The sequence below is a fragment of the Thalassobacter sp. 16PALIMAR09 genome, from assembly GCF_000765485.1.
Lineage (GTDB): Bacteria > Pseudomonadota > Alphaproteobacteria > Rhodobacterales > Rhodobacteraceae > Thalassobacter > Thalassobacter stenotrophicus.
In genome coordinates, this window is the sequence record NZ_JHAK01000015.1 from 1 (window position 1) to 22,269 (window position 22,269).

Consider the following 22,269-nt stretch of genomic DNA (forward strand, 5'->3'; position numbering starts at 1 on the left):
CCCATGGCCTCGCCGAAGCCGCCTGCGCCATCAGCCAGCCGGGTGAACCAATAGACCAACTCCCCGGCACCGACGATCAAGGCACCGATGCCAGTGCGGATCAACGCGCCTCTGAGGACCACCAGTGTCGTAGCAAGCCCGCGCACGGATAGTGCCGCAACAGCCATAGCCGCGATCCAGCGACCGGCGAGAAAGGTGGCAAAAGTCCCGGCGTAGATCGCGAGCCGATCAAGGTTGGCCAATACCGCGTCGAAGGCCCGGCTGATGGGGCTGGTGCTGGACGCAAGAGCGACAAATGCATTGGCCACTGCCTCCAGCGAGGGGGCAAGCGCCACGGCAATCCGGTTGCGCACGCCGGTGAAGACCTGGCCGATACTGACCAGCGCGAGTTCCGACCGGCGCATGGCGGCGATGGCGTCCGCATCGAGGACCGCACCCAAGGCCTGGGCTTGCGCCCCGAGCCGAGTCATTTCTGCACCGCCGTTTTGCAAAAGCGGGATCAGCCGCGTAGCATCGGACGCCATCGCCTCGAGATAGAAGGTCATTTCCTGTTGGCTGACGCCTGCCTTCTCAAGGCTGTCGACATACAGCTGCAACGCCTCAGGTCCGGACAGTCGGGCGAACTGGTCCGCAGTCACGCTAACGCGCGGTGCGATGTTCTCGAAGAAGTCCGCCATTGGCCCGCCGCCGGTCTGCAGAAAATCCCCGACGCGATCATTCACGTCCTTCAGGATGTCGGCCAGCTTCTCTTGCTCGATCCCCACCGTGGCCGAAGCCGCCGACCAGCGCTGGAACACCTCCGGGGTAGTATTTGCGACTTGGGAGAGCTGGTCGATCTCGTTGGCGGCGGCCACTGTTGAGCGGGTCATCGCGACGACGGCAGCAGCAAGTGCTGTGGCCGCAGCAGTAGCTGCGATACGGGCCCGGCGCGCGAATGCCGCCATGCTGGCGTTTGCCTGGTCTAGCTCGCGCGAGAGACGTCCCATACCGCGAGTGCCAGCCTCTCCGACACCCTCAAGCTCGGCGCGCACCTGGCGCCCACCAGTCGCGGAGAGGCGGACGGATACCTTTTTCTCAGCCATGTCGGTGTTTGATCTCCTCAAATGTTTTGCGCACCATCACCGCCTCAATGGGCGGCAGCAGTTCTGCGATGATGATGGGCGAGAGCCCGAGCGCTGCCCCAAGCTGCAGGGCCGTGCCCATATCCCAGCCGAGGACAGCGCCACCGCTCATGCCGCCGGCCACCCGAACTTGCCCTCCAAGCCGCTGGATCAGGTCCCAGACCTGCCAGCCTTCAAATGTCAGGGGGCTGTGCAATGTCCGTGGGCACTCCGGACATACACTAGCACATGCCGCGCAATAGTCACCGCCCCCGCCGAACTCCCAGTCGGCGAGAGCGGTCAGACGTTTTTTTCAGCATCCAGAATGAGCGCACCCGCGATGTATTTCGTCTGAAACGCCTCGAAGATTGGCCAGAGTTCCAGAAGGGCTTCGATGCCTTCTGGGGTCAGTGGCAACGGATTCCCGTCGTCATCGCCTATACCCTCCCAGTCCTTTACAACGATGCGGGCAACGGCCTTGGCGACGATACGCGCAAGGTCGTCGTTGGAAGCGCTGTCTTCAGCATCAGTTGCGGCTGCAACAATCGTCGGATCACTACGCGCAGCCAGCATGATGGCGGTGGTCAGGGGCTCCACAAGCAGGCGGACGCCGTGCCCGAGATCAAGCCAGCGGGGCTCAGCGGAGAGGTTCAATCGCAGCATCAGTAATCCTCGCGGGTGTTGGTGAGAGTGACGGTACACATGCGACCCACCACCGGGTCGCTGGCGGCCTGCCAGTCGAAGGTCGCCTGCACGCCTTGTGGACCCGAGATCTCGATCCGGGGGCGTGGGAGATAGACGGCATGGGCTGTGACGGTCAGGTTCTCGCCGGTTGCCAGAGCGTAGGAAAACTCCAACTCGCAGGCCTCGCCGTTGATCGCCTGTTGCACCAGTGTCTGGTCCGCAAAGCGCACCGCGATATTGCCGGTCAGGGCAGCAATAGACGGGTCCGCGCCATCGATCTTGCCATCCGCCCGGATCGTCTCAATGCGATCGAGATTGTTGGCGTAGGTTAGGTCAGCGGAGACGACATTGCCGATGTTCCCACCATTGCGCGTGATCGAACCGTTGAAGTGGCCGAACCGCTTCAGAGCGATATTGGCAGGCGTGCCTGCTGCACTGGTCGTCCCAATAGTTTCGCCCTGCGCCACGATGCTGGCCGTGGCCGTCAGCAATCCCGACCGCGCCATTTGCCAATTGAGACTGTCCACCACGCAGCCGGAATACATCGCATAGCGCGGCACCTCAGGCATTCCGGTCTCGACCGAGAACGACGGCAGCGCCCAGTTTCCGGAGCGGAACGCGTGCGTGTAGGGCGCTTCCGCGCCGGTGGTCGTGGGCGCTCCAAAAGCGGCCTTCAGCCAGAAGCCAAACGCCTCGGCGTCAATCGGGATCACCACATCGCCATCCGCGGTCACCGCATCCTTGATTGGCGCCTGCGGATCTCGGCCGTAGCCCAACAGCTCCGAGGTCTGCAGCGGTTGCTCCGCCCCCAGCGTCGTGCTGGCAAAAGGCATCTTTGTGTAGCCGCTCGCAGGCGGCGTGCCGTAACTTGTCTCAAACGCCAGCGCCATTTGCGCCCGCGCGCCTTGGGCTCGTGCCATGGTGTTTCTCCTTGAATTGGTCTCGTCAGCCCAGCGCGTCACTGGTCGCGTAGTGAAGGGTGATCGGAATGATCCCTGCCTTCAGGGACGCTGCCCCGTCGACTGGAAGATCGACAGGTTCAGCAGCCTCAGGCTCGACCCAGTCGCATAAGCCCCGCAACGTCCGGTCGGCGGCGATTACTGCGCCGACCTTAGCCGAGAGCGCGTCAAAAAAGCTGTCACGGTTCGACGCTGACTGCACGATCACCTCGAGCTCTGCTCGGTGTTGGAAGTGATAGGTCAGGGGCGACAGCGTCACGCCCGGCTCGCCCGGGATGCCGTCGCGCAGGATCATAAGTCCTGCGGGCGGGATGCGTTCCGGGAGAACTTCCCCGCGCAGAACCGGCACATGAGGGATCGTCCTGAGCAGGTCCGCCAGAGCGGTTAGGATGGTTTCTCGGGTGGTGGGCATGTGGTTGTTTTCTTCCTTAAATTCCGTCATCACAACCACCGGCGGGCCTGTAGCTCAGCGGTTAGAGCAGGGCGCTCATAACGCCTTGGTCGCAGGTTCGAATCCTGCCGGGCCTACCACCGCCCCCTTGGCGGAATCGGTAGACGCCAGGGACTTAAAATCCCTTGCCTTCGGGCGTGCCGGTTCGAGTCCGGCAGGGGGCACCAAAGGAAGTGTGGCCGAGTGGTTTAAGGCTCTGGTCTTGAAAACCAGCGTAGGTGAGAGCCTACCGTGGGTTCGAATCCCACCGCTTCCGCCAGCCCCTTCATGTCGCCTTCGCATCAAGCCAATTCGCCACGATCAACCCCGGTGCCGCCGCCTGCGCCCGATCTGCGTCCTTCGCCAGCGACAGCCGTTTGGCGAGCTTCACCTGAGGCACCAGGAGGAAGATCGGCACGGTGGCTTTGCCCCGCCCAGTCTTGGACCGAGAGGCCACACCTAGCCCACGGCTGCTCAGCCGCCCATCTGCCACCAGCAGGCTTGGACCGCGCCGCCGATGGACAAATCGAAGGCGCAGACCACGCCGCCGCTCCCATTCGCCAGGCGTGAGCGCTTTGCCGCGCGCGCCCTTACCGGCCGCAGGCGTTGGGATGGCCAGCCAGAAGCCGTCTTTTGACCGGATCAAGGGTCCGGTGTCATGCGCCCCGATGATCTGGGGTGCGTTGGACCACACGAGGGCTGCGGCCTCCAGGCTTTCGCCGGCCTTTGGATAGGTTTGGCTACGGATTGAATTCGCGAGGCGCCGCCCAAGCCCTGCGCGCGTGATCTGGGTGCGCCAGTCTGACTTCAGTTTGCCCCCAGCCACCTTCATTGCTTTTGTCACGGCCTTTTCGCCAGCGAGGATTTCGGCGCGCATCGCGGTAACGATGTCGCCGGTGACCGAGAGGTCGAGTTTCATGCGGGCGCCGCCTCGATGGTCCAGATTAAGCGCTCCCGATCGCGGATCGGCTCGCCCTGGATCAGGAAAGTTTCCTCGCCCAAAAGGATCTGCTCATCGGGCCTGGGTGCGGGGAGTTCGGAGACACGCACATCAAAGCGCAGTGTCTCTGACACCAGGCGCGCGGCCCCGAACGTGGTCACGTCATCATTGCGGCGCATGATGATGCGGATACGGGTGAACTGCCCTTCACTATCACGATGCCAGGCCTCTTGGGCAAGGTTCGGATCAGCGAAAAGCAGATCGAGGGCCCCGGAAAATGCCGGCATACCGACCAGCCTCAGTTGGAGCTGAAGAGCCGGATGGCGAGCCTTGGGCGCTTGTTCACAGGTAAGGTGGAGGCTTCTGTCATGAGATCAATCCAGCGGCCCTTGCTGTCTATCTGCTGGCGCGCATAGAGCGGCAAGCCGACGGTATTGGCCGTCTCAAGAAGGTTGGCCGGCCCGCCATAGGTGGTGAAGGTATCAAAGGTGCCAAGCGGGAAGGCGATGCCTTCGCCTGCGGGGATCAAGCGCTCCGTTGTCCCGTTCGAGAGCGTAACGGAGCCGTTATATTCCTCGAAGAGCAGACCCGCGAAGGGGAAGGCGCGGCGCATGTCTTCCCGCAACGGCTGACCGCCATTAGCAGAGAAGTATTTATAGGCTTCTTCGGTTTTGGGATGACTGATCAGCTTGTCGAAGAACTCGGAGCTGATCAAAGCATGCGCTGTGGTCATGGTCTCGCCCAGGAGATTATCTTCGATGGCACGTAAAATACTGCGCACTTTACTCTGGATATTGGTGCCTGCCGTCCCGAAGACGAAGTCGACCTCGATCGGTTCCAACCCGAACTCGCTGAAGTAATTGTAAAGCGTGGTGCCCGCGCCGTCCTTCACGATGCCCCGGAGCGCATTCATCTCCATATATTCTCGGGTCTGGGCGTGCTTGCGGCGCATCAGCGTCAGTTTGCGATTCATCACCTCGACCAGCGGATCAGCCGCATCCGAGACGCCGAGTGCCGGCATGCCTTGGATATCGGCGGGCAGGATCACATCGTCATGGGGGATCCAGGGCAGGGCAAAGCTGCGCATCGAGCGCTGCTCTCGGGTGCCGACGGTGGCGGGTGCCCCAAGTGGGACCGAGGGCAAGAGGCTCAAGACGCCTTCGCGCTGTTCGATGACAACGGACCGTTGCGTGACGCCTTCAAAGCGGAAGAGGCCGATCTGGCCGAGGCGAGTGTAGAGGTTGGGCAGGATGTTGATGGCCTGCGTCATTTCAGCGAGCGAATAGCCGCCCGCGTCAAAGGGATTGCGCGTGATGGTCATGGGGAACTCCGGGGAATGAAGAGGATGATGCGCGAAAGCGCCATTGTGGGGAGCGGATGATCCGCCAGATCAGGCAGGATCGCGCGGGATGATGCCGAGCGCTATCAGCTGGGCGTGCTTGGCCGCCGTCTTGGCTGTGTCATCGACACTGGCATCGAACACCAGTGCGGCCCTGGAGACGATGGCCGGACCGCGCACGATCACGATGGCCTTCTGGTCCGCCGCTGTCGCATCGGTTGCATAAAGGAGGACTGCGGCCGCAGTTTGTGCGCCATCACTGCCACTTGACGTGGACAGCTTGTATTTGCCGCTCGTCGTGATGCGGCCGAGGACAGCCCCAACGGGGTAGCTGCTACCGGCCAGAAGCGTGACGGTCTCGCGGGTAAGGTTGGGGTTCAGCTCGTATTTGAGGATATCGCCCATGGTGGGCGGTTGGGTCAGCACGGACATGGGCTATCTCCAGAATGGGGGGCAAAAAAATCCCCCGCCGGGGAGGAACGACGGGGGATCAGAGGAGCGGTGCAGCGTTGGGGGTGGGAGGTGTTAGCCCCTGCTGCCCGCCGAGGCGGCCTTCTTCGCGGCGGCCACAATCGGGCTTTCCGTAGATTTGGGCAGAACAGTAGAGGGTGGGGCCGCAAGGATGTCGCGGGCATCCGCTGCCGCGCTGGCGCTTTCTAACACGAACCGCCGCAGGACTTCCGGGGCTGTGCCCTCACGGAGCGCTGTGGCAGCATCAATCGTAATACCGAGACGGCCGGCTTGGGCTGCGATATCAGCGATTTCCGCCGCCGCCTCACGCAACTGCTCGGATAGGTCCGCTAGATTGCTTGGATGGACAGCAGTTGGCGCTGCCGCAGGTGAAGCTGCCGCCGCGGGCGCAGGGTCTTCTTGCACAATGTCGTGGTCATTCTCCTGGAGATCGGCGTCTTCACCTGAGCTCTCCAGCAAGGTGTCATCGGTGTCTGTGGCTTCAGTATACGCCTCTGCGGCATCTGTTCTGGCGCTCATGGCGGCCTCCTTTGCTCGGTAATGGTCTGCGCGCGGCAGCCGCGCGTTAGAGGGTGGTTTCGATAGGCTTTCGCGGAAGCGAGCAAAACCTTGCGCCAAATCGATGACCTCATCGGCCAAACCAGCTGCAACAGCCTCCGTGCCGCGATAGGTTGCAGCCTCAGTTGCCAGCGCGGCGTCCTGGCTCAGACGCCCGGTACGCCCGGCGGCTACAGTTTCGGCGAAGAGAAAGCGCAGAACATCGATCTCGCGCTGGATGTCGTCCCGCACGCTCTCGGGCAGAGGCTCATAGGGATTGGCATCAACTTTATGAGCACCGGAGTTGATCATCGTCACGCGCACTCCGTCCTGATCCAGCTGGCCGCTCAGATCGGCATGCATCACCACCACGCCGATACTGCCCACTGCGCCGGTGCGTGGCACGAGGATCCGTTCAGCCTGGGAGGCCAACGCGTAACCGGCCGAGAAAGCGTGTTCAGCGACAAAGGCCCAGACTGGCTTATCGCGGCGAAGGGCCCGGATTTTGTCGGCCAGATCAAAGACACCTGCGACCTCCCCGCCAAAGCTGTCGATCTCGAGCGCCACCGCGCGAACGGACGGATCGCGTGCGGCTGCCTCGATCTGTGCCGCGATCCCTTCATAGCTTGTTTGGCCCGAGGACTGGCCGATCCAGCCACCTCGATGGATCAGGACGCCCGAGATCTCGATCACGGCAATGCCGTCTACGACAGGATATGGCGCGTTGCCATTTTGCTGCAGGCTCTCGGTCAGCCCACCAGCCAGGATGCTTGCCCGTGCAGGAAGATACGCAGCGCCGTCTAAGGCGTCGTCGTGATCAGAGAGATTGACCGGCCGTCCGAGGATACGCGGTCCAAGCCCTGACAGAAACGCCATGGCCTTGGACGGTTCGACCAGCAGCGGCGTATTGAAGGCGCGCGCGGCAATGCGGGCGTGAAGCATCAGGATTGGTCCTCGTCAGGGCGCAGAGTGTCCTCCGCGTCATCGGTAATGTTGGTGTCTTCAGCGCCTTCCGGCACCGCTTGCACGCCCTGTGCAGGTGATCCAGGCCGGCGGAAGTCGAGACCCAGCGCGCGCTCGCGGGCCCGCTCGGATGCCACTTCGCGATCAACCTGTTCGGCGTCATAGCCGCGCTCGGCGATGGCTTGGGTGCGGGATTTCAGGCCGGCCTCGATCTGGGCGATTTCGGCATTTGCGTCTTTGAGCGGATCCACCCAGTCCCATTTCGTGGGGAGCCAATCGGCGGCGAGCAGGCGCGGGCGATCCGTCTCATAGCCAGGCAGGGACAGCGTGCCCGACAGAACGGCTAGATCCAGCCAGCGCGCGTAGACCGGCCGGCAGAGCTGGTAGACCATCACCGAATGCTGCCATGCTGAGACACGGCGGCGGAACTCGATCAGCGCAAGCCGCGAGTTCGAGAAGTTCCCCTTCACCATATCATTGGCGAGATACGGATAGGGGATGCCAAGTGCGGCTGAGATTTGCAGCAGCGTCCGGTATTGAAACGGCTCATAGGTCGCGCCGCTGTCGGCTGGCTGGCCCACGGTCACATCTTCGCCTGGATCAAGCCGCACGATCTGGCCGGGGCTGATCTCGACACCCGCAGGCATCTCCTCGTCGTCCAAAGGTGCCAGCGGGTTCTCAGGGGCGGGCGAGGTCACGAACATCGCGTACATTGCCGCGACCTTTTTGCGGTCGAGCTCGGCGTCATCGTACTGGTCGAGTAAGAAGAGCTTCACGATCGCCGGTGCTAGTTTCGACACCCCGCGCAGCTGGCCGCCCTCGACCGGATCAATGACATGGATCACTTCGCTGGCTGGAACGCGCACGATTTCACCCGAGAGCCCGGGATCAGTGCTGTCGCCCGGATGTCGCCGCAGGAAGTGATAGGCCACGCGTCGCCCGATCCGATCGAACTCGATCCCCTGACGGATCGCGTTGCCGTTGCGCGCCACGCCGGTCTCATGGAGTGGCAGCATTTCCGAGGGCAGCATCTGCAGCTGGAGGGGGACCGTCAGCCCATCTTCGACCCGCCGGGGCCTGATCCGGACAAAGACTTCACCGGCCAAGAATACCTCGCGGGCTGCGCGGCGCTGCAACCCGTAGAAATCGGTCAGCCCCTCGGCATCGGCCTCATCTGTCCAGGTGAGCCACAGCCGCTGCAACTCTTCCTTGCGGGCGGCATCTGCGATTTTAGAGATCGGCTTGATCCCGTCGCCAACTGTATTGGCGGCCCAGCTTTCCACCGCGTTCACGGCATAGCCATTGTTGCGCACCAGCCAACGGGCTCGGGCGGTGATGTCGGGGCCGGAGGCCGCAATCAGGGCATTCACATGCGCGCGTGTCGCTTGGAACCCGCGAAGACGCCGATGGTGCTGGCCCGCATCAAACCCGCCGATGAACGCCCCAAGGCGCTGTCGCCAGTTCATCACAGATCCTTCACCGCATGCGGGCGCAACACCCGCCCAGAGCCGCGCTCGAGTTTGGCAATGCGCCGTTCGACATCGCCTATAGCCGCGGCAAGCTCGGCGTCGGTGCCGTAATTCACAGTCTTGCCGTCATAGCTGACAGAACGCGTGCCGCTGTAGCGCGCGGCCAAGAGTGCGCTGTGGCGGAGTTTCAGCTCGTCGAGGTTCATTCGTCATTCCATGTATTTGGGCGTGCTGATCTTCCAGCCACGCCGCCGGGGCGCTGCAATCCGTCCCGCTTGTGGTTCGGTCGATTTCTCGGGCTCAGTACCCTGCGCTTTGACAGCCGTTTCCACGCCCGCCTGCTTCTCCAACTGCCGCCACATCCTCTCGTCAAAGCGGTCGGCGCCGAGGATCCACGCGGCGGCCCGCGCATAGACCCGTGTGTCCAGCGCCTCGTTGCGCTCGCGCATCTTTTGCCACTCCTGACGGGCAAAGCCGCGCTTGTTGCGGATCGTGACCAATTGCTCGGCCACCAGTTGCTTGAGCCATTCGCTGTCGGCCCAGTCGGGCAGGTGGATCATGCCTGCAGGGTTGGGCGCGCCCAGCGCGCGATCCTCATCTGACGGCCGCTCGATCCGCAGATAGCGATACGTTTCGGTCTTGAAGGTGGCGGTGGCCACGGCCCAGAGCCGGGCGCCGCGCTTGAGCTTGCGTCCATTCACTGTCGCGCCGACGAAGGTTGGACCTGACACGGGCGTGGCCCTGTTGAACCCCTCAAGGCCTTTGATTGGTGCAACCTGTGCAATGCCCTGCGCCCGCGCCCATGCATAGACAGCGGATGTTTCGTAGCCAGTGTCGATCGCGAGTTTAGCCAGTGGCATCACGGCACCGTTCTCATGGACCCAGGTCTGGCCGAGAATCTTTGTCAGCGCCTGCCAGCAAGCAGGATCTCCAGGTCCGCCCGGAATAACGATGTGATCGACCAGCCAGCTTTCCAGACCGCGGCCCCAGGCCCAGACATCGACTTCGATGCGGTCTTTCTGGACGTCGGCCCCGGCAGTGAGGAACAGACCACCCATCGGTACCTGTGCGGCAAACACCTCGCGTCGATCTGCAAGCCGCTGCCATTCGGGTGCGTCTCCGCTTTCAACCCAGGTCTCGCCGAGGAGCGTGTTGCGTGCCGCGCGCAGCATCTCGTCCGAGCCCTGTGCCGCCAGCCAGTCACGCGCGATTTGCTCCCAGCTCTTCCAGCCGATCGGCGAGTAGAGTGCTGAGAGGTGGAAGCCGATCGCGTTCGGATCCGCACTGGTCGCCGTCGAGCGCCACTCACCTCGCGCTAGCATCTGCGTCTTGTGATGCTCAGCAATGGAGCGCTCGCAGCCTTCGCAGTGATACGCCGCAGTCTCAGGGCGCCCCTTGTCCCAACGGAGCCGCTCGAACTGCAGCCATTGCATGTGGCCGCAATGGGGGCAGGGCACGAAGTAGCGCCGCTGATCGCTCGCCTCGAACTCTCGCTCGATGCGGCTCAGCCCACGTATCGTCGGGGTCGAGACCATGAACACCTTACGCCGATGCGCGAACGTGGTGGTCCGCGCCTCCGCCAAACTGACCGGGTCGCCTTCCTCGTCAGCTGACGCTGGATAGGCGTCGACCTCGTCCAGAAACACGTAACGCGCGGGCATCGAGCGCAGGCCCGTGGCCGAGTTTGCGCCGGTCAACACCAGGATGCCGCCCGGGAATTCCTTGGACAGCATCGAATTGCCTGCATCACGGGACCTAGCTGGCTGCACGCGCTCTTTCAGCGCCGGGCTGTCTTCGATCAGTGGATCGATCCGGCCCCGCGAGGTGCGCTTGGCCATTTCCACGGTGGGCAGCACAGCCAGCATTGGGCCGGGCGCATGATGGATGACAAAACCGATCCAGTTGTTGCCGGCTTCCGTTGCGCCAACCTGGGCGGCCTTCATGAAGCTGATCCGCTGGGCTGGGTGGTTTGGCGACAGCGCATCCATGATCGCGCGCAGGTACGGAGTTCTGGCCGTTCGGTATTGCCCTGGTTCAGCCGAAGCGCGCGACGATAGCTTCCTATGCGCATTCGCCCATTCCGACACCGTCAGGTCCGGGTCGGGCCGCATCCCACGACGCCAGGCGCGCAGGACATCCTCGGCGCCGTCAAAGGCTAGGTCTAGGTCCGCGGTCAGATCAGATGTATTTTCCTCCTCATTCAAGCGAGACCCTGAGGTCGGCCAGGGCGTCGAGCTGCTCTCGGACATGGGTTTCTAGCACCCTTTGCAGGATCGCGGTCTCGATCGTTACGGCCTTGCCGGATGCCTTCTCTATGTCTGCGGACAATTGCGCGGCCATCAGGGCCGCGACACGGGTGGGCCAGGTAACCCAAAGATCCCGCTCCTGACGGGCCAGACGAAACACCAACGTCTCGGCCCGCGCGCGATCCACCAGCACGCCCTTTTTCTTTTGGATCGAAAGCTGGCGCTCTTGGGCTTGGTAGACCGTGAGCGCCGTCCGGGCTTTTATGTAAGATGTGCTATCGCCCGGGCCCGAGGCCGCCGGTCCGTCACCAGTTGCGCCAAGCCCTCCCCGAGCGCGCATCTGCTGATCGGGGTCGGTCGCTGAACCGCGCCGCGCATCTGACGCCTCAGTGTTGATCGAGCCATCGTCGAAGAGCACCAGGCGGCCGGTCTTTCGTGCCTTTTGCACAGCCCCACGAGAGATCCCGGCATGTTCGGCATAGGCGCGTTCAGATAGTCCTTTCATGGCGCTTGTCGTGACCTCAATTTATTGAAAGTAAACATAAAAACATGTCTATTTGAGTTGATTGTACTTCGGCGTGGAGCGATTCTCACATCATGCAAACTGCCTGATTGGAGACGAAACAATGACCCTCGCAGAACACTACAATGCCGAAGCCAAACTCCGGATGCCGCACATGGCAGACGATCTCGCGGTTGACCCCGCAATCGACAATGCCGGCCACATCGACGAGATCGTGTTCCGCCGCAGCGAATACCTCGGAGGGATGGCAGCAGTCCTCCTCGCGCTCATCTCCGAGCAGAAGTGAGGCTGATCCTATGAGCACCCGCGCACAGATCGCCATCCAAACTGGGCCCGAAGAATGGGCGCATGTATACGTCCATTACGATGGCTACCCCGAGCACATGCTGCCGGCTCTTAATACCTGGACACCCGAGGACATCCTGGCGGCCCGCGAAATCCGGCAAGTCACCAGAGAAGCGCTTGACTGCTTTGATCCGCCGCGGGCTCCCGAGGTCTTGCCGCGACCAACCCGCGCCTTTGGCCACCTGTATGTCTGGCACGACGGGGCCTGGCAGGCATGGGAGGCAGAGCAATGAGCGAGTTGGTTCTTCCTAGTCAAAACGAGGACCATGGGTTCTACGGGCAGATGAGTACCTGCGTGTTGCGGGACAGACCGACGGATCGGATCTGGGCGGTGACCTGCGCCTTTATCGGTTTGGCGACATCCGCTGGTACCGAAGATGAGATGCGCGGCATCCGGGATTTCTTGGATAGCTCCATGGGTCGGCACTTTGCCGCTGATGTGATTGAGGCGTTGCAAGGGCGCACCATAAACAATGAAATCGCAATCATTAAAGCCATCGAGAAATGGCAGGCCTGGACGATCAGTGCGGAGACCCAGCGGAAAGACGGCATCCCCGCCGGGCTGCCGTACCTCACCGGTTGGGTGCAGCATTTTGCGGCTACGGCGGCGATGGACGATACCGACTGACCCAAGACAATCACGCCAAATAATGGAGGCAGCGATGCCAAAGATGACAGACACCCAATCCATTATCCTTACCCGCGCTGCATCCCGCCCTGGCAATTTGGCCATGCCTCTGCCCGACGGGCTGGCTGGCGCTGCGGCCAAGATGACCGTCACCAAGATGATCGAACGCGGCTGGCTCGAGGAGGTCGACGCCAATCTCCGCCGCGATGAGCCGCTCTGGCGCGAGACCGGCGATGGTCATGGCACGACCTTGATTGCAACTGAGGCCGGGCTTGATGCCATCGGCATTGATCCGGTCGTCGCCAGCACGGTCAGCAGTGTCCGCAAGGCCCGACCGGCGGGTAAACCTGCGGAAGCGGTCGCGAAGGCCGGCGATGGCCCTAAGCTGATCTCACTCCATCAAGGCACCAAGCAGGCGCTGTTGATCGAGCTGCTCCAGCGCCCAGAAGGTGCCTCGATACAAGATATTGTCAAAGAACTCGAATGGTTGCCGCATACTGCCAGAGGGGCGATTTCCGGCGCGCTCAAGAAGAAGCTCGGCCTGCCAATTACGTCCGAGAAACAACCGGAGCGCGGCACTGTTTACAAACTCGAAGCGGAGTAACCCTTTGGGTTACCGCCAACGCTCAAATAGCCGGCGCAGCGCGTAGCTGCGCGCAAGCGATATCATCACAAACATTGCGCCGATCGCGAGGTTATCCCCGAGACTGACCTGCAGCCCAAACCATGGGAACACCATGATCTGGGTGATGACGGCCAATGCATAACCCAGCACGACATTGGTGATCGCCTCAATCAGGGACTGGCGCTGCGATTGCATCACGCGGCCAGCCGCTTGGATTTGAGCGCCGCAAAGGTCTCGCTGCTGTCTGCCAGAACTGCCTCCTGGCCTGTGAAGGCTTGCCAGCGTTCGATGGCGACATCGACGTAAACCGGGTTCAGCTCGACGCCGTAGCAAATGCGCCCAGTGGTTTCCGCCGCAATAAGCGTGGTGCCGGACCCCATGAAGGGCTCATAGACTGCTTGTCTGGGGCTAGAGTTGTTCAGGATTGGACGACGCATGCATTCGACCGGCTTTTGCGTGCCATGGACGGTCTCGGCATCCTGGTCTTTGTTCGCGATTTGCCAGAGCGTGGTTTGTTTGCGATCGCCCGCCCAGTGGCCCTTGCCTTTGGCGCGCACGGCATACCAGCAGGGCTCATGTTGCCAGTGGTAATCGCCGCGGCTCAGCACCAGCCGGTCCTTGGCCCAGATGATCTGAGAGCGGATGTTGAAACCGGCGGCAATCAAACTGTCGGCCACAGTCGCTGCGTGCAGAGCGCCATGCCAGATGTATGCCACATCACCAGGAAAAAGGGACCAAGCCTCGCGCCAATCCGCGCGGTCGTCGTTTAGAACCTTGCCGGTGCGTTTTGTCTTCGCGGCTCCTGCCTGGTTGCGCCAGGACGGGTCGTATTCAACGCCATAGGGTGGGTCAGTCACCATGAGGAGCGGCTTTACGGCGCCAAGCAGTCTCCCAACAACGTCAGCGCTGGTGCTGTCACCGCAGATCAGCCGATGCGACCCAAGCTGCCAAAGGTCGCCTGCCACCGATACCGGGTTAACCGGCGGCTCCGGGATATCATCCTCGCCATCGATGGCACCGTCGTCACCTAGGGCTTCCGGGTCCTGTAGCAAAGCATCGAGATCCTCATCCGAGAAGCCCAACAGGTCGAGGTCGAAATCTTCGGCCAGCAAGCCAGCGATCTCGTCGCGCAAGACAGCCTCATCCCATTCGCCAAGCTCGGTCAGCTTGTTGTCGGCAATCCGGTAGGCGCGCCGCTTTGCTTCATCAAGATGACCAAGCCGGATGACAGGGGCCTCCGTCAGGCCCAGCGCGCCGGCGGCCAGCACGCGCCCATGACCCGCGATCAACTCGCCGTCGTCCGCAACCAAGCATGGCACAGTCCAGCCGAACTTCGCCATGCTGGCTGCAATCTTCGCGACCTGCGCCTCGCCATGGATCTTTGCGTTTTTGGCATAAGGGCGCAGCTTCTCAATCGGCCAGAGCTCAATCTGGCGCGGCGCAAAGACAAGATCCATGGGGTGAGTATCTCTCAGGGCAGGGACGACACATGCTGAAGCCCGTCCATAGTCTAAGAACGCACCCACGATCGTAATGTCAGGAAAATAAAAGCGCCCGCAAGGATCATCCTCCGGGCGCAATTCTTCGACGATTAAGGGGTATGTCAAGGGGGGCAGCTTTGTCAAACCTAAATGTGAATCAGAGTCACATTTTTTGGGTAGATCTTGGGGTGGTGGATTTTGGGGGTGGCTTCCAGCTGGATTCCGTGGATCCAAAACTGGCTCAGGTGGATTCTTGACTAAAATACTAAAATCCACCTTTGGCATGCTTCGTTTGCGTGCAAGTATCTGTTTTTTATTGATTTTATCTGATGCGCACTCGCAAGTGGCTGCGAAGTGGATTCCCCGGTGAAAATCCAAGACGCTAGGAAACTTGCGCGCTAAGCCCCCCCGTATACGGATGGGGCCGGGGAGGAACCGTGGCGACGGGACTGGCGTCTACCATTCCGCTAAAAATTTTTCTCAGGGTACGCTGTAGTTGCACGCCATAGACAGCAGTCATTCCGACCAAAAAGAAAGTTCTTCCGTTGAAAGAGGACCGTCCAGCCGCCTAGGCATGCGCTGTTCCCTCTGCGTGATGCAAAACTATGGCCGGACACTCTGAAACTGGCAAAGATGCGGCACCTCAGGTTCTTCAGTGAGCGCATCGCCACTAGCAGACGGGCCTCCTGTCTGTGGAAATTCATATTTAATTTCTACTTATCATCGACTTAAGTGCCATCCAATCCGCGAAGTCCGCCTGCGGTACTTAACCTAAACGAAAAAAAGGCACCCATTTTATAGGCCGCCTTTCTACGCTAGTGTTCGACACCTGACACAGGATTCCCATTGGGGGCTTGATGTGGCAGATTCTTGGCATGAGACGCGATGACATCTGCCTTTACCTTGGCCCCGCCGACCGTGCTGAGCTTCGAGCTCTGGCCACCAACCGCAACACGCCGCGCAAGCTTGTCTGGCGGGCCGGGATCGTGCTGGCGACGGCCGACGGCCATGGCACCTTCGAGATCATGCGGCGGACCGGCATGTCGAAGCCGACGGTCTGGCGCTGGCAGGCGCGGTATCTGGATGAAGGCGTGCCGGGGCTCAAGCGCGATAAGACGCGCCCCTCGCGTGTCCCGCCTCTGCCCGTGGAAACGAGGCTGAAGGTGATCGCCAAGACGGTGCAGGAATCCCCCGCCAATGCCACGCACTGGAGTCGTGCCCTGATGGCCGAGGCCATGGACATCTCGCCGTCCAGCGTGGGTCGCATCTGGGCGGAAGCTGGTCTCAAGCCGCATCTCACGAAGGGGTTCAAGGTCTCGAACGATCCGATGTTCGAGCAGAAGGTTACGGATATCGTGGGCCTCTACCTCGACCCGCCGGACCGGGCCGTCGTGCTTTGCGTGGATGAGAAATCGCAAATTCAGGCGCTCGACCGGACGCAACCGGGATTGCCGCTAAAGAAGGGCCGCGCCGCAACCATGACCCACGATTACAAACGGCACGGAACAACGACGCTGTTCGCGGCACTCGACGTCAAATCCGGCCAGGTCATCGGCGAATGCCTGCCGCGCCACCGCGCAAAGGAATTCCTCAAATTCCTCCGCAACATCGACAAGGCCGTGCCGGGCAAGCGCGATGTGCATCTGGTGCTCGACAACTACGCCACCCACAAGACACCCGAGGTGCGGGCTTGGCTGGACAAGCACCCGCGCTTCAAGCTGCACTTCACGCCCACCAGCGCGTCTTGGCTGAACCTCGTGGAGCGCTTCTTCGCCGAAATCACGTCGAGGCGCATCCGACGTGGCAGCTATTCCAGCGTCAATGACCTGGAGGCCTCGATCTACGACTATCTGGCGCAGCACAACGAAAAGCCGAAGCCCTTCAAGTGGACCAAAACCGCCGAAGACATCCTCACCCGGGAACGTCGCGCACTGAACGCCCTCGATGAACTCCGCGGGAATAGGTAGGATGTGTCAGACTCGGAACACTAGTGCCCAAGATAATCAATAAATTACTTGATCGGCGTCGCTCCTGTTTCAGTGCGAATGATTTTCCCATCTTTGAGCAGGTTGACCACCATCACGGCCTCTGATGTGCCATCTGGAAATGTCATGAACGAGTGCTCAACCATGATCTCTTCGTTTTCGTAGATACACCGTTGGTTGCTGAAGCTTAATGCATCGCTTTCCATCATAGCCGTTAGCGTGGGCTTCCAGTCCAATTTGCTAACCTCCGCACCCGACTGATGTCGAACAAAAACGAAGTCTTCGTGCAAACAATCCAAATAACCTTCAAGATCCTTGCTATCTTGGGCGGCTTTGATTTTTTTGTAGAGCGACATCTTTCATTCTCCCCACATACCAGCAAACTCAAAGACAACTGCTTGTTTGCCGCCCACACACCAAGCGTCATGATTTGGTGAGATGGCATATGCGTCACCCGCAGTGTAGGTAGCTTCCGAGCCATCGTCGCAAACACAATGAATGGTGCCTTCTACGATGACTCCAGTGTGCGTTGCTTGGCAGCTATGTGTACCCACAAGTGGTTTGATGTCCTTTGACCATTTCCAATCTGGTGCGAGTGTAAGCTTCATCACACGCTGACCGAGAACGTTAACAGCTTCCATACGAGCGTTAGGCATGTCTTTAGCTTCGTCAGCTTGAGTAGCAAAGCTTTTCACTTCTATTGGCATATTCTCTTTCCTCGTTTTGTATAAAATTAATTGACTTGGGGCGAGCCAGGGTCTGCCAGTGCGATTTTGTTCACCCCAATCAGCTGCGCATCACCGAGCAAAAGACTCGCCGCTCATGGGTGTCACCACAGTTGTTTCCAAAATAGCACCCGCGGCGGCTCGTTTAGCCTTGAGTTCCTCGTGGCCACCAAAAGCCTTTAGTGCTTCCGGGGATTCGAAATCGATTATAACGGTTAGCTTATTATCGTTATCTTTTTCGGTACCTGCAAAAACAAGCTTCCCTCCAAGGGCATTTAGAGCGGCCTCATTCTCATGAAACATGTCTTTCCATGGTTTAAAGCCACGAGCCAAATCCTGTGTGAGTTTTACCATCATGATGGGCGTCCTTTTTCTGGGGGCTATTCGCCCTGCCCCCTCGGGGACAGGGCGTTAGCTGTTAAGAAATGTGATTTCAGTCGGCGGCGACCACATGGTACATCTGTTGACCTGTTTCGAGCATACCTGTGACAGTGCCGATGAAATTCTGCCCAATATATGGCTCATACTTTCCGCTGCCGGCTGTCAGCGACCCGATATATTCCATTTGTGGTGTGATCTCACCGAAGAAGATTGCTAGATCGCCGTCGGGATCCACCATGCTGCATACGCCCACACCGCCGAATGGAGCGCCTTCAGCAGTTAGTGCAACTGATTGATTACATTCTGCAGTTACGAGTGTTGGAAAGCCGTCAGGCGCTTCTGACCAATCCCATAAATCAGTTGAACTGTTGATCATAATCGATCCAGTTGTGCCTTCCATCATCTTAGAAGACGCCGGTGCGTTCGCTAAGCCGGCCATGTTCCACAACTGTGCGTGCCCGTCTGCGAACAAAGGGCTTGCACTGAAAGCTAAAAAAATGGCGGTCAATTTTGATACATTTCGCATAGTTTTTTACTCCTGCTTGTAGGGATTTGAGTTCATTCACGGTTGAGGTTTCGAACTTCAAAGCGTCTCAATGACCTCACCATTGGCGATCAGGACACTTCCAAACTCAGTGATCGTGCCGACAAAGGATTGAAAGTTTTTCCAGCTTTGTCCTGCAGCCATATGTTGATCTATGCCTTCAGCCATAACGTAGACTTCGTTGATCGAATAGAGAACTCGACCGGTTGTGCCTTGAGTTGGGTCAGCGATGTTTACAAGCTCATGTGCTTTTGAGACATAGTAGTGCACAAGCTGTATTTTGCTGTCGTCATAACTATGCGTTTCACGCATCCACTTAGCATGATCGGACAGGGAAGCTTCAACTTCGTCCACTGAATCCGCAGGTACGGACAGGGCGAAATTAAAGGTTCTTTGTTGGAGTTGTACGTTCATTTTATTTATCCGAATTTTTGGTGATTGTGAGACCTTAACTACTGGCGAAAACTTCACCTTCTTTCGCGTCCAGCATAGTCATTGGCAGTTCCGTCGCTGCTTGGGAGCGGATGGCGGCGATTTTCTCTTTCGCTTCAGCGGCCGCCTCTGAATTAGTAAAGTGAGAAATAACTGATAGATTATTCTCTCCGGTGCGAACCATTTGCACTGCAGTAGCGCCAACACTCATGATCATCGGGACAAATTTGCTCCGCCCAATCTCTTCCATTTCAATTGTCCACTCCTTCGTCGACCAGTTAGATATCATTATATAAGACACTTTCGCTTTCCTTTATTGTTAGAGGAATTAACCGTTAGGGAGGGCAGGCAACGAACGGAGATACATGATCACCGCATCAAGATCGTTCTGCGTCATGCGGGCAAAGTTGATGTATGGCATCGGTGGCATCATCGGTACGCCCCCTGGACGTACTCCCCCAGCAATCAGGCCGATAAGTTCCGCGTCGGAGTATTCGGACAGACCGGTTGGCGTGATGTTGGGGGCAACTGAGACGCCCCAAGGGCCGTGGAATTCGTAACCACCGGCCCCGAGGTGTGTATCGAACATTGGTCCTTGCGGTCCAAACGTGGAGTGACATTCAATACAGTGTGCGACCGGACCAGCGAGGTATTCTCCGTATGTAACGGTCACACTGGGCACTAGGGCTTCCACAGTATCGATGGGCGGGCCATAGGAGTCTGGCAGTGGAATATTGTAGACGCTTTGTCCCGGATCATGCTCGACGGCTGGCACCTGCCGAAGATACATGACGATGCTCATCAAATCATCATCCGATAGACCCCGATACAGACCGATCGGCATCGGCGGCCCAATGACAGAGCCGTCTGGCCGAATACCCTCTCTAATAGCGCGAGCGAGTTCGGCGTCAGTCCACTCTGCTATTCGGCTTCCAGGTGATATGTTCGAGGCCACAGCAGTGAATGCTGCATTTTCTTCGATGAGCATGCCACCAAGATATCGCGAAGGAATGGGGCCATCAGGACCTTGTGGCGTGTGGCAGTTACCGCAGGCGGCGGGGCCTTCTACGAGATAGGTGCCCCTCTCGAGTGATGGTTCGGCACTGGCAAAGTTTGCCATGTTCAAGGCTAAAGTTCCGGTCAGGACCGCTATGTATGCCTTGTTACAATTATGTTGCATTCGCGGTGTACCTCATCATCAGCGTCGTGATCAGGCTTGCATCCGCACTCACTTCAATCTAGTCTAAAGATTGAAGTGGTTTTCGCGAGAGGAGGCAACCATGCTGGATCTGACTGACGAAGGAGAAATGTGCCCTATTGCGTTGGCGTCGTATTTATTTGGCGACAAATGGATACCAATCATTATTAGGGATATCGCTCTGTTTGACCGTCGAACTTTTAACGATTTATTGAAAAATAATTCTGAGAAAATATCATCTGGATCTTTGTCATCTCGTTTACAAAGAATGTGTCAATTGGGAATGCTGGAGGTTTCTGAAGATGTATCTCACGCTCAAAAAAAATTATATAGCTTAACCGAATCTGGAATTGCCTTTGTTCCAATTGTTTTCAAAATGGCAACTTGGACAGCGCAATTTAGAAATCCATCACCACAAATCGTCTCGATGGCCCAGCCCTATATTGATGGCGATGAAGCTGCGATTAGTTCTGTTTTGAAGAATCTTGAAAAAATTCATATCCAGAAAACAGTAAAACCAGAGCCGTTCTGGTGGGTGCATTAATGGATTAAAATAAACGAAATTTAGTTTCATCTTGGTTTTCTGGTTTCGCCAAAACTGCTGTCTGTCCATCAAAGTAGGCTGCGTATGGACATATTTGTAAAGTTCACCTCGTCTCCCATGGCATCACCTTTGGCATCGCCGGCAAGATTTCGAAATCCCGAAGTATGGAGCTAGTGCGTAAACCGTCCCGTACCCAAACCAAGGCTCGCCACCAGTCGTCATATGCCCGTCGTGCAGCTTCGATTTGTTGCGGATGTGGTGAGAACGTAACTGGACATGCCCGCACCTCCACGGTCCGCCACTTACCGCGCGAAAGAACCCGCTCAGTGCCGACCACCACGGTGGATGCATGATCCCCATGGCGGTTTCGCTTCATCTCGACCGGCACGCAGCGCGGCACAGCCCCTGGCATCCAATCTGGTGTGAGCCCAGCGCGGGCAAGCTCAGCCACACGAATAGCCATACGCTTGCCACCGAGGTTATCGGGCATCCCAGCCACGGTGGCAGCGATCACTTCGGCATCCTCGTGCGTGTAGGTGCCCATCTTGTACTGGCCGCCGTCAATTTTGCAGCCCAGCGCCGCCCGCTGCATGAGGACGTATTCGAGGCCGAAGCCAAATCCTTGACCACGTTCTGGATCGGATGGCTCTGGCAGTTCCAGCTGAGCGCATTCGGTGCGGAAGGCCCATTCCAGCGCCTGCTGCACGGACATGACGCGCTTCGGCCGTCCATGACCAGCTTGCCTTGGCGCGCCGTGCAATTTGCGATCCTGTTTCATTGGGCGCCTCGCTCACGAAGTTGCTGTGGTGTGACAAGGCCGCGAGCGAGCATCTGGTCGCGTATGCTGTTGCTGATTGCACTGGAGGGTAGGTATTTCTCAGAGTTCACCCAATCGGCGTAGAAAGCGGGAAGATCGGTGATCGGCTGGCGTTCCGGCTTTGTTGGCTTCTGTGTTTTGCGCCGACCTCGAGATTTTTCATCCGCCTTGCGCTTGGCCGCGCGTTGCATGATCCGATCTAGCCCCTTGGGCCCATCTGGAGGCTCGGGGTGCTCTTGGCGGGATGCTTCTGCGGCCTCGAGGATCTCGGCTTCGGTCAACCCGAAGTCCGTTTGCCAGCGCCGTACATGCTCTCGGGGTGGCCAACCCTGCCACCAGCCGGGGAGGGGGCCGTCGGGGTCAAAGCCCAGCGCTGCCAACAGCGACCCGAAAAACTCTTCATCGACGATTTTGCGCGCTCGCGCGTCCTCCTCCTCCTTTACTGGTTTACTTAAAGGTTCCCTTACAGGGTTAGTCTCCGAATTTCGGAGATGGCTTTGGCTATTTTCCGGAGATGGAACTGCCCTAAATTCGGAGGTGGCTCCGTCTCCGAATTCCGGACATGGCTTGGCGTCATTTTCTTGGGTCATACAATGCTGACCATCTCCGATTTCTGGAGATGGCTCTTGTGGGTCGACCATTTCAAACCCCAAGATGTAGCGTGTGGCTTGGCGGCGTTTGGTGCGATGGTCTTGGCATTGAATGCGTCGAATGAGCCCGAGCGCTTCAAGTTTCTTGAGGTGATCGTTCAGTGAGGAGATCGACATTTCTGCGTCCTCGGCCAGACGGGCTTGTGTCGGGAAACAGCCGAAGTCCGGGTTGTGACGATCGCAAAGATGCCAGAGGATGATCTTTGTCGCAGGCTTTAACCCCCGCTGCTGGATCGCCCAATTTGTGGCGGCA

30 protein-coding genes, 3 tRNA genes and 1 pseudogene are annotated in these 22,269 nt (G+C 59.1%); 9 read left to right on the forward strand and 25 right to left on the reverse strand.

Annotated features, from left to right (window positions below):
* From PM04_RS16335 to PM04_RS16355, 5 genes and pseudogenes are all read right to left on the reverse strand, one after another.
* A pseudogene (locus PM04_RS16335) lies at positions 1-1,082 on the reverse strand (phage tail tape measure protein); the annotation flags it as partial.
* A complete protein-coding gene (locus PM04_RS18120) occupies positions 1,075-1,317 on the reverse strand; it encodes a hypothetical protein (protein ID WP_038008867.1) in 243 nt (80 codons plus the stop codon). The gene PM04_RS18120 and the pseudogene PM04_RS16335, both read right to left, overlap by 8 nt.
* Positions 1,318-1,400: 83 nt before the next feature.
* The gene (locus PM04_RS16345) at positions 1,401-1,763 is read right to left on the reverse strand and encodes a hypothetical protein (protein WP_038008869.1); all 363 of its coding nucleotides are present in this window, start codon (positions 1,761-1,763) and stop codon (positions 1,401-1,403) included.
* Positions 1,763-2,704: a phage tail tube protein gene (locus PM04_RS16350; RefSeq protein ID WP_038008871.1), complete on the reverse strand. Its 942-nt coding sequence runs from the start codon at positions 2,702-2,704 to the stop codon at positions 1,763-1,765. Before PM04_RS16350 ends, PM04_RS16345 begins: the two co-directional genes overlap by 1 nt.
* Before the next feature lie 25 nt (positions 2,705-2,729).
* Complete coding sequence (locus PM04_RS16355; RefSeq protein WP_038008907.1) at positions 2,730-3,155, reverse strand: hypothetical protein; 426 nt, start codon at positions 3,153-3,155, stop codon at positions 2,730-2,732.
* 43 nt (positions 3,156-3,198) lie between these two features.
* Here PM04_RS16355 and PM04_RS16360 point away from each other — a divergent pair.
* The 3 genes from PM04_RS16360 to PM04_RS16370 all read left to right on the forward strand — a co-directional run bounded on the left by PM04_RS16360 (position 3,199) and on the right by PM04_RS16370 (position 3,453).
* Positions 3,199-3,274: transfer RNA gene (locus tag PM04_RS16360), tRNA-Ile, on the forward strand.
* Between the two features lie 2 nt (positions 3,275-3,276).
* Positions 3,277-3,361: transfer RNA gene (locus PM04_RS16365), tRNA-Leu, on the forward strand.
* 2 nt (positions 3,362-3,363) lie between these two features.
* Positions 3,364-3,453: transfer RNA gene (locus tag PM04_RS16370), tRNA-Ser, on the forward strand.
* 6 nt (positions 3,454-3,459) lie between these two features.
* On the opposite strand, the gene PM04_RS16375 is transcribed toward PM04_RS16370, so the two are convergent.
* The 9 genes from PM04_RS16375 to PM04_RS16415 all read right to left on the reverse strand — a co-directional run bounded on the left by PM04_RS16375 (position 3,460) and on the right by PM04_RS16415 (position 11,643).
* Positions 3,460-4,092, reverse strand: a complete 633-nt coding sequence (locus PM04_RS16375) for a DUF6441 family protein (RefSeq protein ID WP_038008873.1) — start codon at positions 4,090-4,092, stop codon at positions 3,460-3,462.
* Positions 4,089-4,400, reverse strand: a complete 312-nt coding sequence (locus tag PM04_RS16380; protein WP_038008875.1) for a hypothetical protein — start codon at positions 4,398-4,400, stop codon at positions 4,089-4,091. Before PM04_RS16380 ends, PM04_RS16375 begins: the two co-directional genes overlap by 4 nt.
* 11 nt (positions 4,401-4,411) lie before the next feature.
* Positions 4,412-5,434: a major capsid protein gene (locus tag PM04_RS16385; RefSeq protein WP_038008876.1), complete on the reverse strand. Its 1,023-nt coding sequence runs from the start codon at positions 5,432-5,434 to the stop codon at positions 4,412-4,414.
* 69 nt (positions 5,435-5,503) lie between these two features.
* Positions 5,504-5,884 carry a head decoration protein gene (locus PM04_RS16390; protein ID WP_038008879.1) on the reverse strand — a complete coding sequence of 127 codons (381 nt, stop codon included), beginning with the start codon at positions 5,882-5,884 and terminating at the stop codon, positions 5,504-5,506.
* A gap of 93 nt (positions 5,885-5,977) precedes the next feature.
* Positions 5,978-7,402 (reverse strand): S49 family peptidase, encoded by a 1,425-nt coding sequence (locus PM04_RS16395; RefSeq protein ID WP_038008880.1) that lies wholly within the window; start codon positions 7,400-7,402, stop codon positions 5,978-5,980.
* Positions 7,402-8,889, reverse strand: coding sequence for a phage portal protein (locus PM04_RS16400; RefSeq protein WP_038008881.1), 1,488 nt, complete (start codon positions 8,887-8,889; stop codon positions 7,402-7,404). Before PM04_RS16400 ends, PM04_RS16395 begins: the two co-directional genes overlap by 1 nt.
* Entirely contained in the window at positions 8,889-9,098 is a 210-nt protein-coding gene (locus PM04_RS16405) for a phage head-tail joining protein (RefSeq protein ID WP_038008883.1), read from the reverse strand. Before PM04_RS16405 ends, PM04_RS16400 begins: the two co-directional genes overlap by 1 nt.
* Before the next feature lie 3 nt (positions 9,099-9,101).
* Positions 9,102-11,141, reverse strand: a complete 2,040-nt coding sequence (locus PM04_RS16410; protein ID WP_052077327.1) for a phage terminase large subunit family protein — start codon at positions 11,139-11,141, stop codon at positions 9,102-9,104.
* The gene (locus tag PM04_RS16415) at positions 11,089-11,643 is read right to left on the reverse strand and encodes a hypothetical protein (protein WP_038008886.1); all 555 of its coding nucleotides are present in this window, start codon (positions 11,641-11,643) and stop codon (positions 11,089-11,091) included. The genes PM04_RS16410 and PM04_RS16415 overlap by 53 nt, the downstream gene beginning before the upstream one ends.
* 121 nt (positions 11,644-11,764) lie before the next feature.
* Here PM04_RS16415 and PM04_RS16420 point away from each other — a divergent pair, with 121 nt between their 5' ends.
* From PM04_RS16420 to PM04_RS16435, 4 genes are read left to right on the forward strand one after another with little or no spacing between them, the layout of a single operon-like run.
* Positions 11,765-11,947 carry a hypothetical protein gene (locus tag PM04_RS16420; protein WP_038008887.1) on the forward strand — a complete coding sequence of 61 codons (183 nt, stop codon included), beginning with the start codon at positions 11,765-11,767 and terminating at the stop codon, positions 11,945-11,947.
* 10 nt (positions 11,948-11,957) lie between these two features.
* Complete coding sequence (locus tag PM04_RS16425; protein WP_038008889.1) at positions 11,958-12,239, forward strand: hypothetical protein; 282 nt, start codon at positions 11,958-11,960, stop codon at positions 12,237-12,239.
* Positions 12,236-12,634, forward strand: coding sequence for a hypothetical protein (locus PM04_RS16430; protein WP_038008891.1), 399 nt, complete (start codon positions 12,236-12,238; stop codon positions 12,632-12,634). The genes PM04_RS16425 and PM04_RS16430 overlap by 4 nt, the downstream gene beginning before the upstream one ends.
* A 34-nt stretch (positions 12,635-12,668) precedes the next feature.
* The gene (locus PM04_RS16435; RefSeq protein ID WP_038008893.1) at positions 12,669-13,238 is read left to right on the forward strand and encodes a DUF3489 domain-containing protein; all 570 of its coding nucleotides are present in this window, start codon (positions 12,669-12,671) and stop codon (positions 13,236-13,238) included.
* Positions 13,239-13,247: 9 nt separating this feature from the next.
* Here the strand turns inward: PM04_RS16435 and PM04_RS16440 are convergent, their stop codons facing one another.
* On the reverse strand, positions 13,248-13,454 hold the full coding sequence (locus PM04_RS16440) for a hypothetical protein (protein ID WP_369793327.1): 207 nt from the start codon (positions 13,452-13,454) through the stop codon (positions 13,248-13,250).
* The gene (locus tag PM04_RS16445; RefSeq protein WP_038008895.1) at positions 13,454-14,716 is read right to left on the reverse strand and encodes a site-specific DNA-methyltransferase; all 1,263 of its coding nucleotides are present in this window, start codon (positions 14,714-14,716) and stop codon (positions 13,454-13,456) included. The genes PM04_RS16440 and PM04_RS16445 overlap by 1 nt, the downstream gene beginning before the upstream one ends.
* A gap of 899 nt (positions 14,717-15,615) precedes the next feature.
* Here PM04_RS16445 and PM04_RS16450 point away from each other — a divergent pair.
* Positions 15,616-16,707 carry an IS630 family transposase gene (locus PM04_RS16450; RefSeq protein WP_038008908.1) on the forward strand — a complete coding sequence of 364 codons (1,092 nt, stop codon included), beginning with the start codon at positions 15,616-15,618 and terminating at the stop codon, positions 16,705-16,707.
* A gap of 44 nt (positions 16,708-16,751) precedes the next feature.
* On the opposite strand, the gene PM04_RS16455 is transcribed toward PM04_RS16450, so the two are convergent.
* The 7 genes from PM04_RS16455 to PM04_RS16485 form a co-directional block, all read right to left on the reverse strand.
* A complete protein-coding gene (locus tag PM04_RS16455) occupies positions 16,752-17,081 on the reverse strand; it encodes a nuclear transport factor 2 family protein (protein WP_038008897.1) in 330 nt (109 codons plus the stop codon).
* Between the two features lie 3 nt (positions 17,082-17,084).
* Positions 17,085-17,432, reverse strand: a complete 348-nt coding sequence (locus PM04_RS16460; RefSeq protein ID WP_038008898.1) for a cupin domain-containing protein — start codon at positions 17,430-17,432, stop codon at positions 17,085-17,087.
* A gap of 90 nt (positions 17,433-17,522) precedes the next feature.
* Positions 17,523-17,807, reverse strand: coding sequence for a hypothetical protein (locus PM04_RS16465; RefSeq protein WP_038008899.1), 285 nt, complete (start codon positions 17,805-17,807; stop codon positions 17,523-17,525).
* Between the two features lie 76 nt (positions 17,808-17,883).
* Positions 17,884-18,357, reverse strand: coding sequence for a hypothetical protein (locus PM04_RS16470; RefSeq protein WP_038008900.1), 474 nt, complete (start codon positions 18,355-18,357; stop codon positions 17,884-17,886).
* A 57-nt stretch (positions 18,358-18,414) separates the two neighbouring features.
* Positions 18,415-18,789 (reverse strand): hypothetical protein, encoded by a 375-nt coding sequence (locus PM04_RS16475; RefSeq protein WP_038008902.1) that lies wholly within the window; start codon positions 18,787-18,789, stop codon positions 18,415-18,417.
* 34 nt (positions 18,790-18,823) lie between these two features.
* Complete coding sequence (locus tag PM04_RS16480; RefSeq protein WP_234702890.1) at positions 18,824-19,057, reverse strand: hypothetical protein; 234 nt, start codon at positions 19,055-19,057, stop codon at positions 18,824-18,826.
* Positions 19,058-19,135: 78 nt separating this feature from the next.
* The gene (locus PM04_RS16485; RefSeq protein ID WP_234702891.1) at positions 19,136-19,987 is read right to left on the reverse strand and encodes a cytochrome C; all 852 of its coding nucleotides are present in this window, start codon (positions 19,985-19,987) and stop codon (positions 19,136-19,138) included.
* Between the two features lie 100 nt (positions 19,988-20,087).
* Between PM04_RS16485 and PM04_RS16490 the strand changes: the two genes are divergently transcribed.
* Positions 20,088-20,549 (forward strand): helix-turn-helix domain-containing protein, encoded by a 462-nt coding sequence (locus PM04_RS16490; protein ID WP_234702892.1) that lies wholly within the window; start codon positions 20,088-20,090, stop codon positions 20,547-20,549.
* A gap of 103 nt (positions 20,550-20,652) precedes the next feature.
* Here PM04_RS16490 and PM04_RS16495 read toward each other — a convergent pair whose 3' ends face one another.
* Positions 20,653-21,261, reverse strand: coding sequence for a hypothetical protein (locus PM04_RS16495; RefSeq protein WP_235281473.1), 609 nt, complete (start codon positions 21,259-21,261; stop codon positions 20,653-20,655).
* A gap of 62 nt (positions 21,262-21,323) precedes the next feature.
* Positions 21,324-22,269: helix-turn-helix domain-containing protein (locus PM04_RS16500; protein ID WP_081946170.1), on the reverse strand; the 946-nt coding region annotated here is incomplete at its 5' end.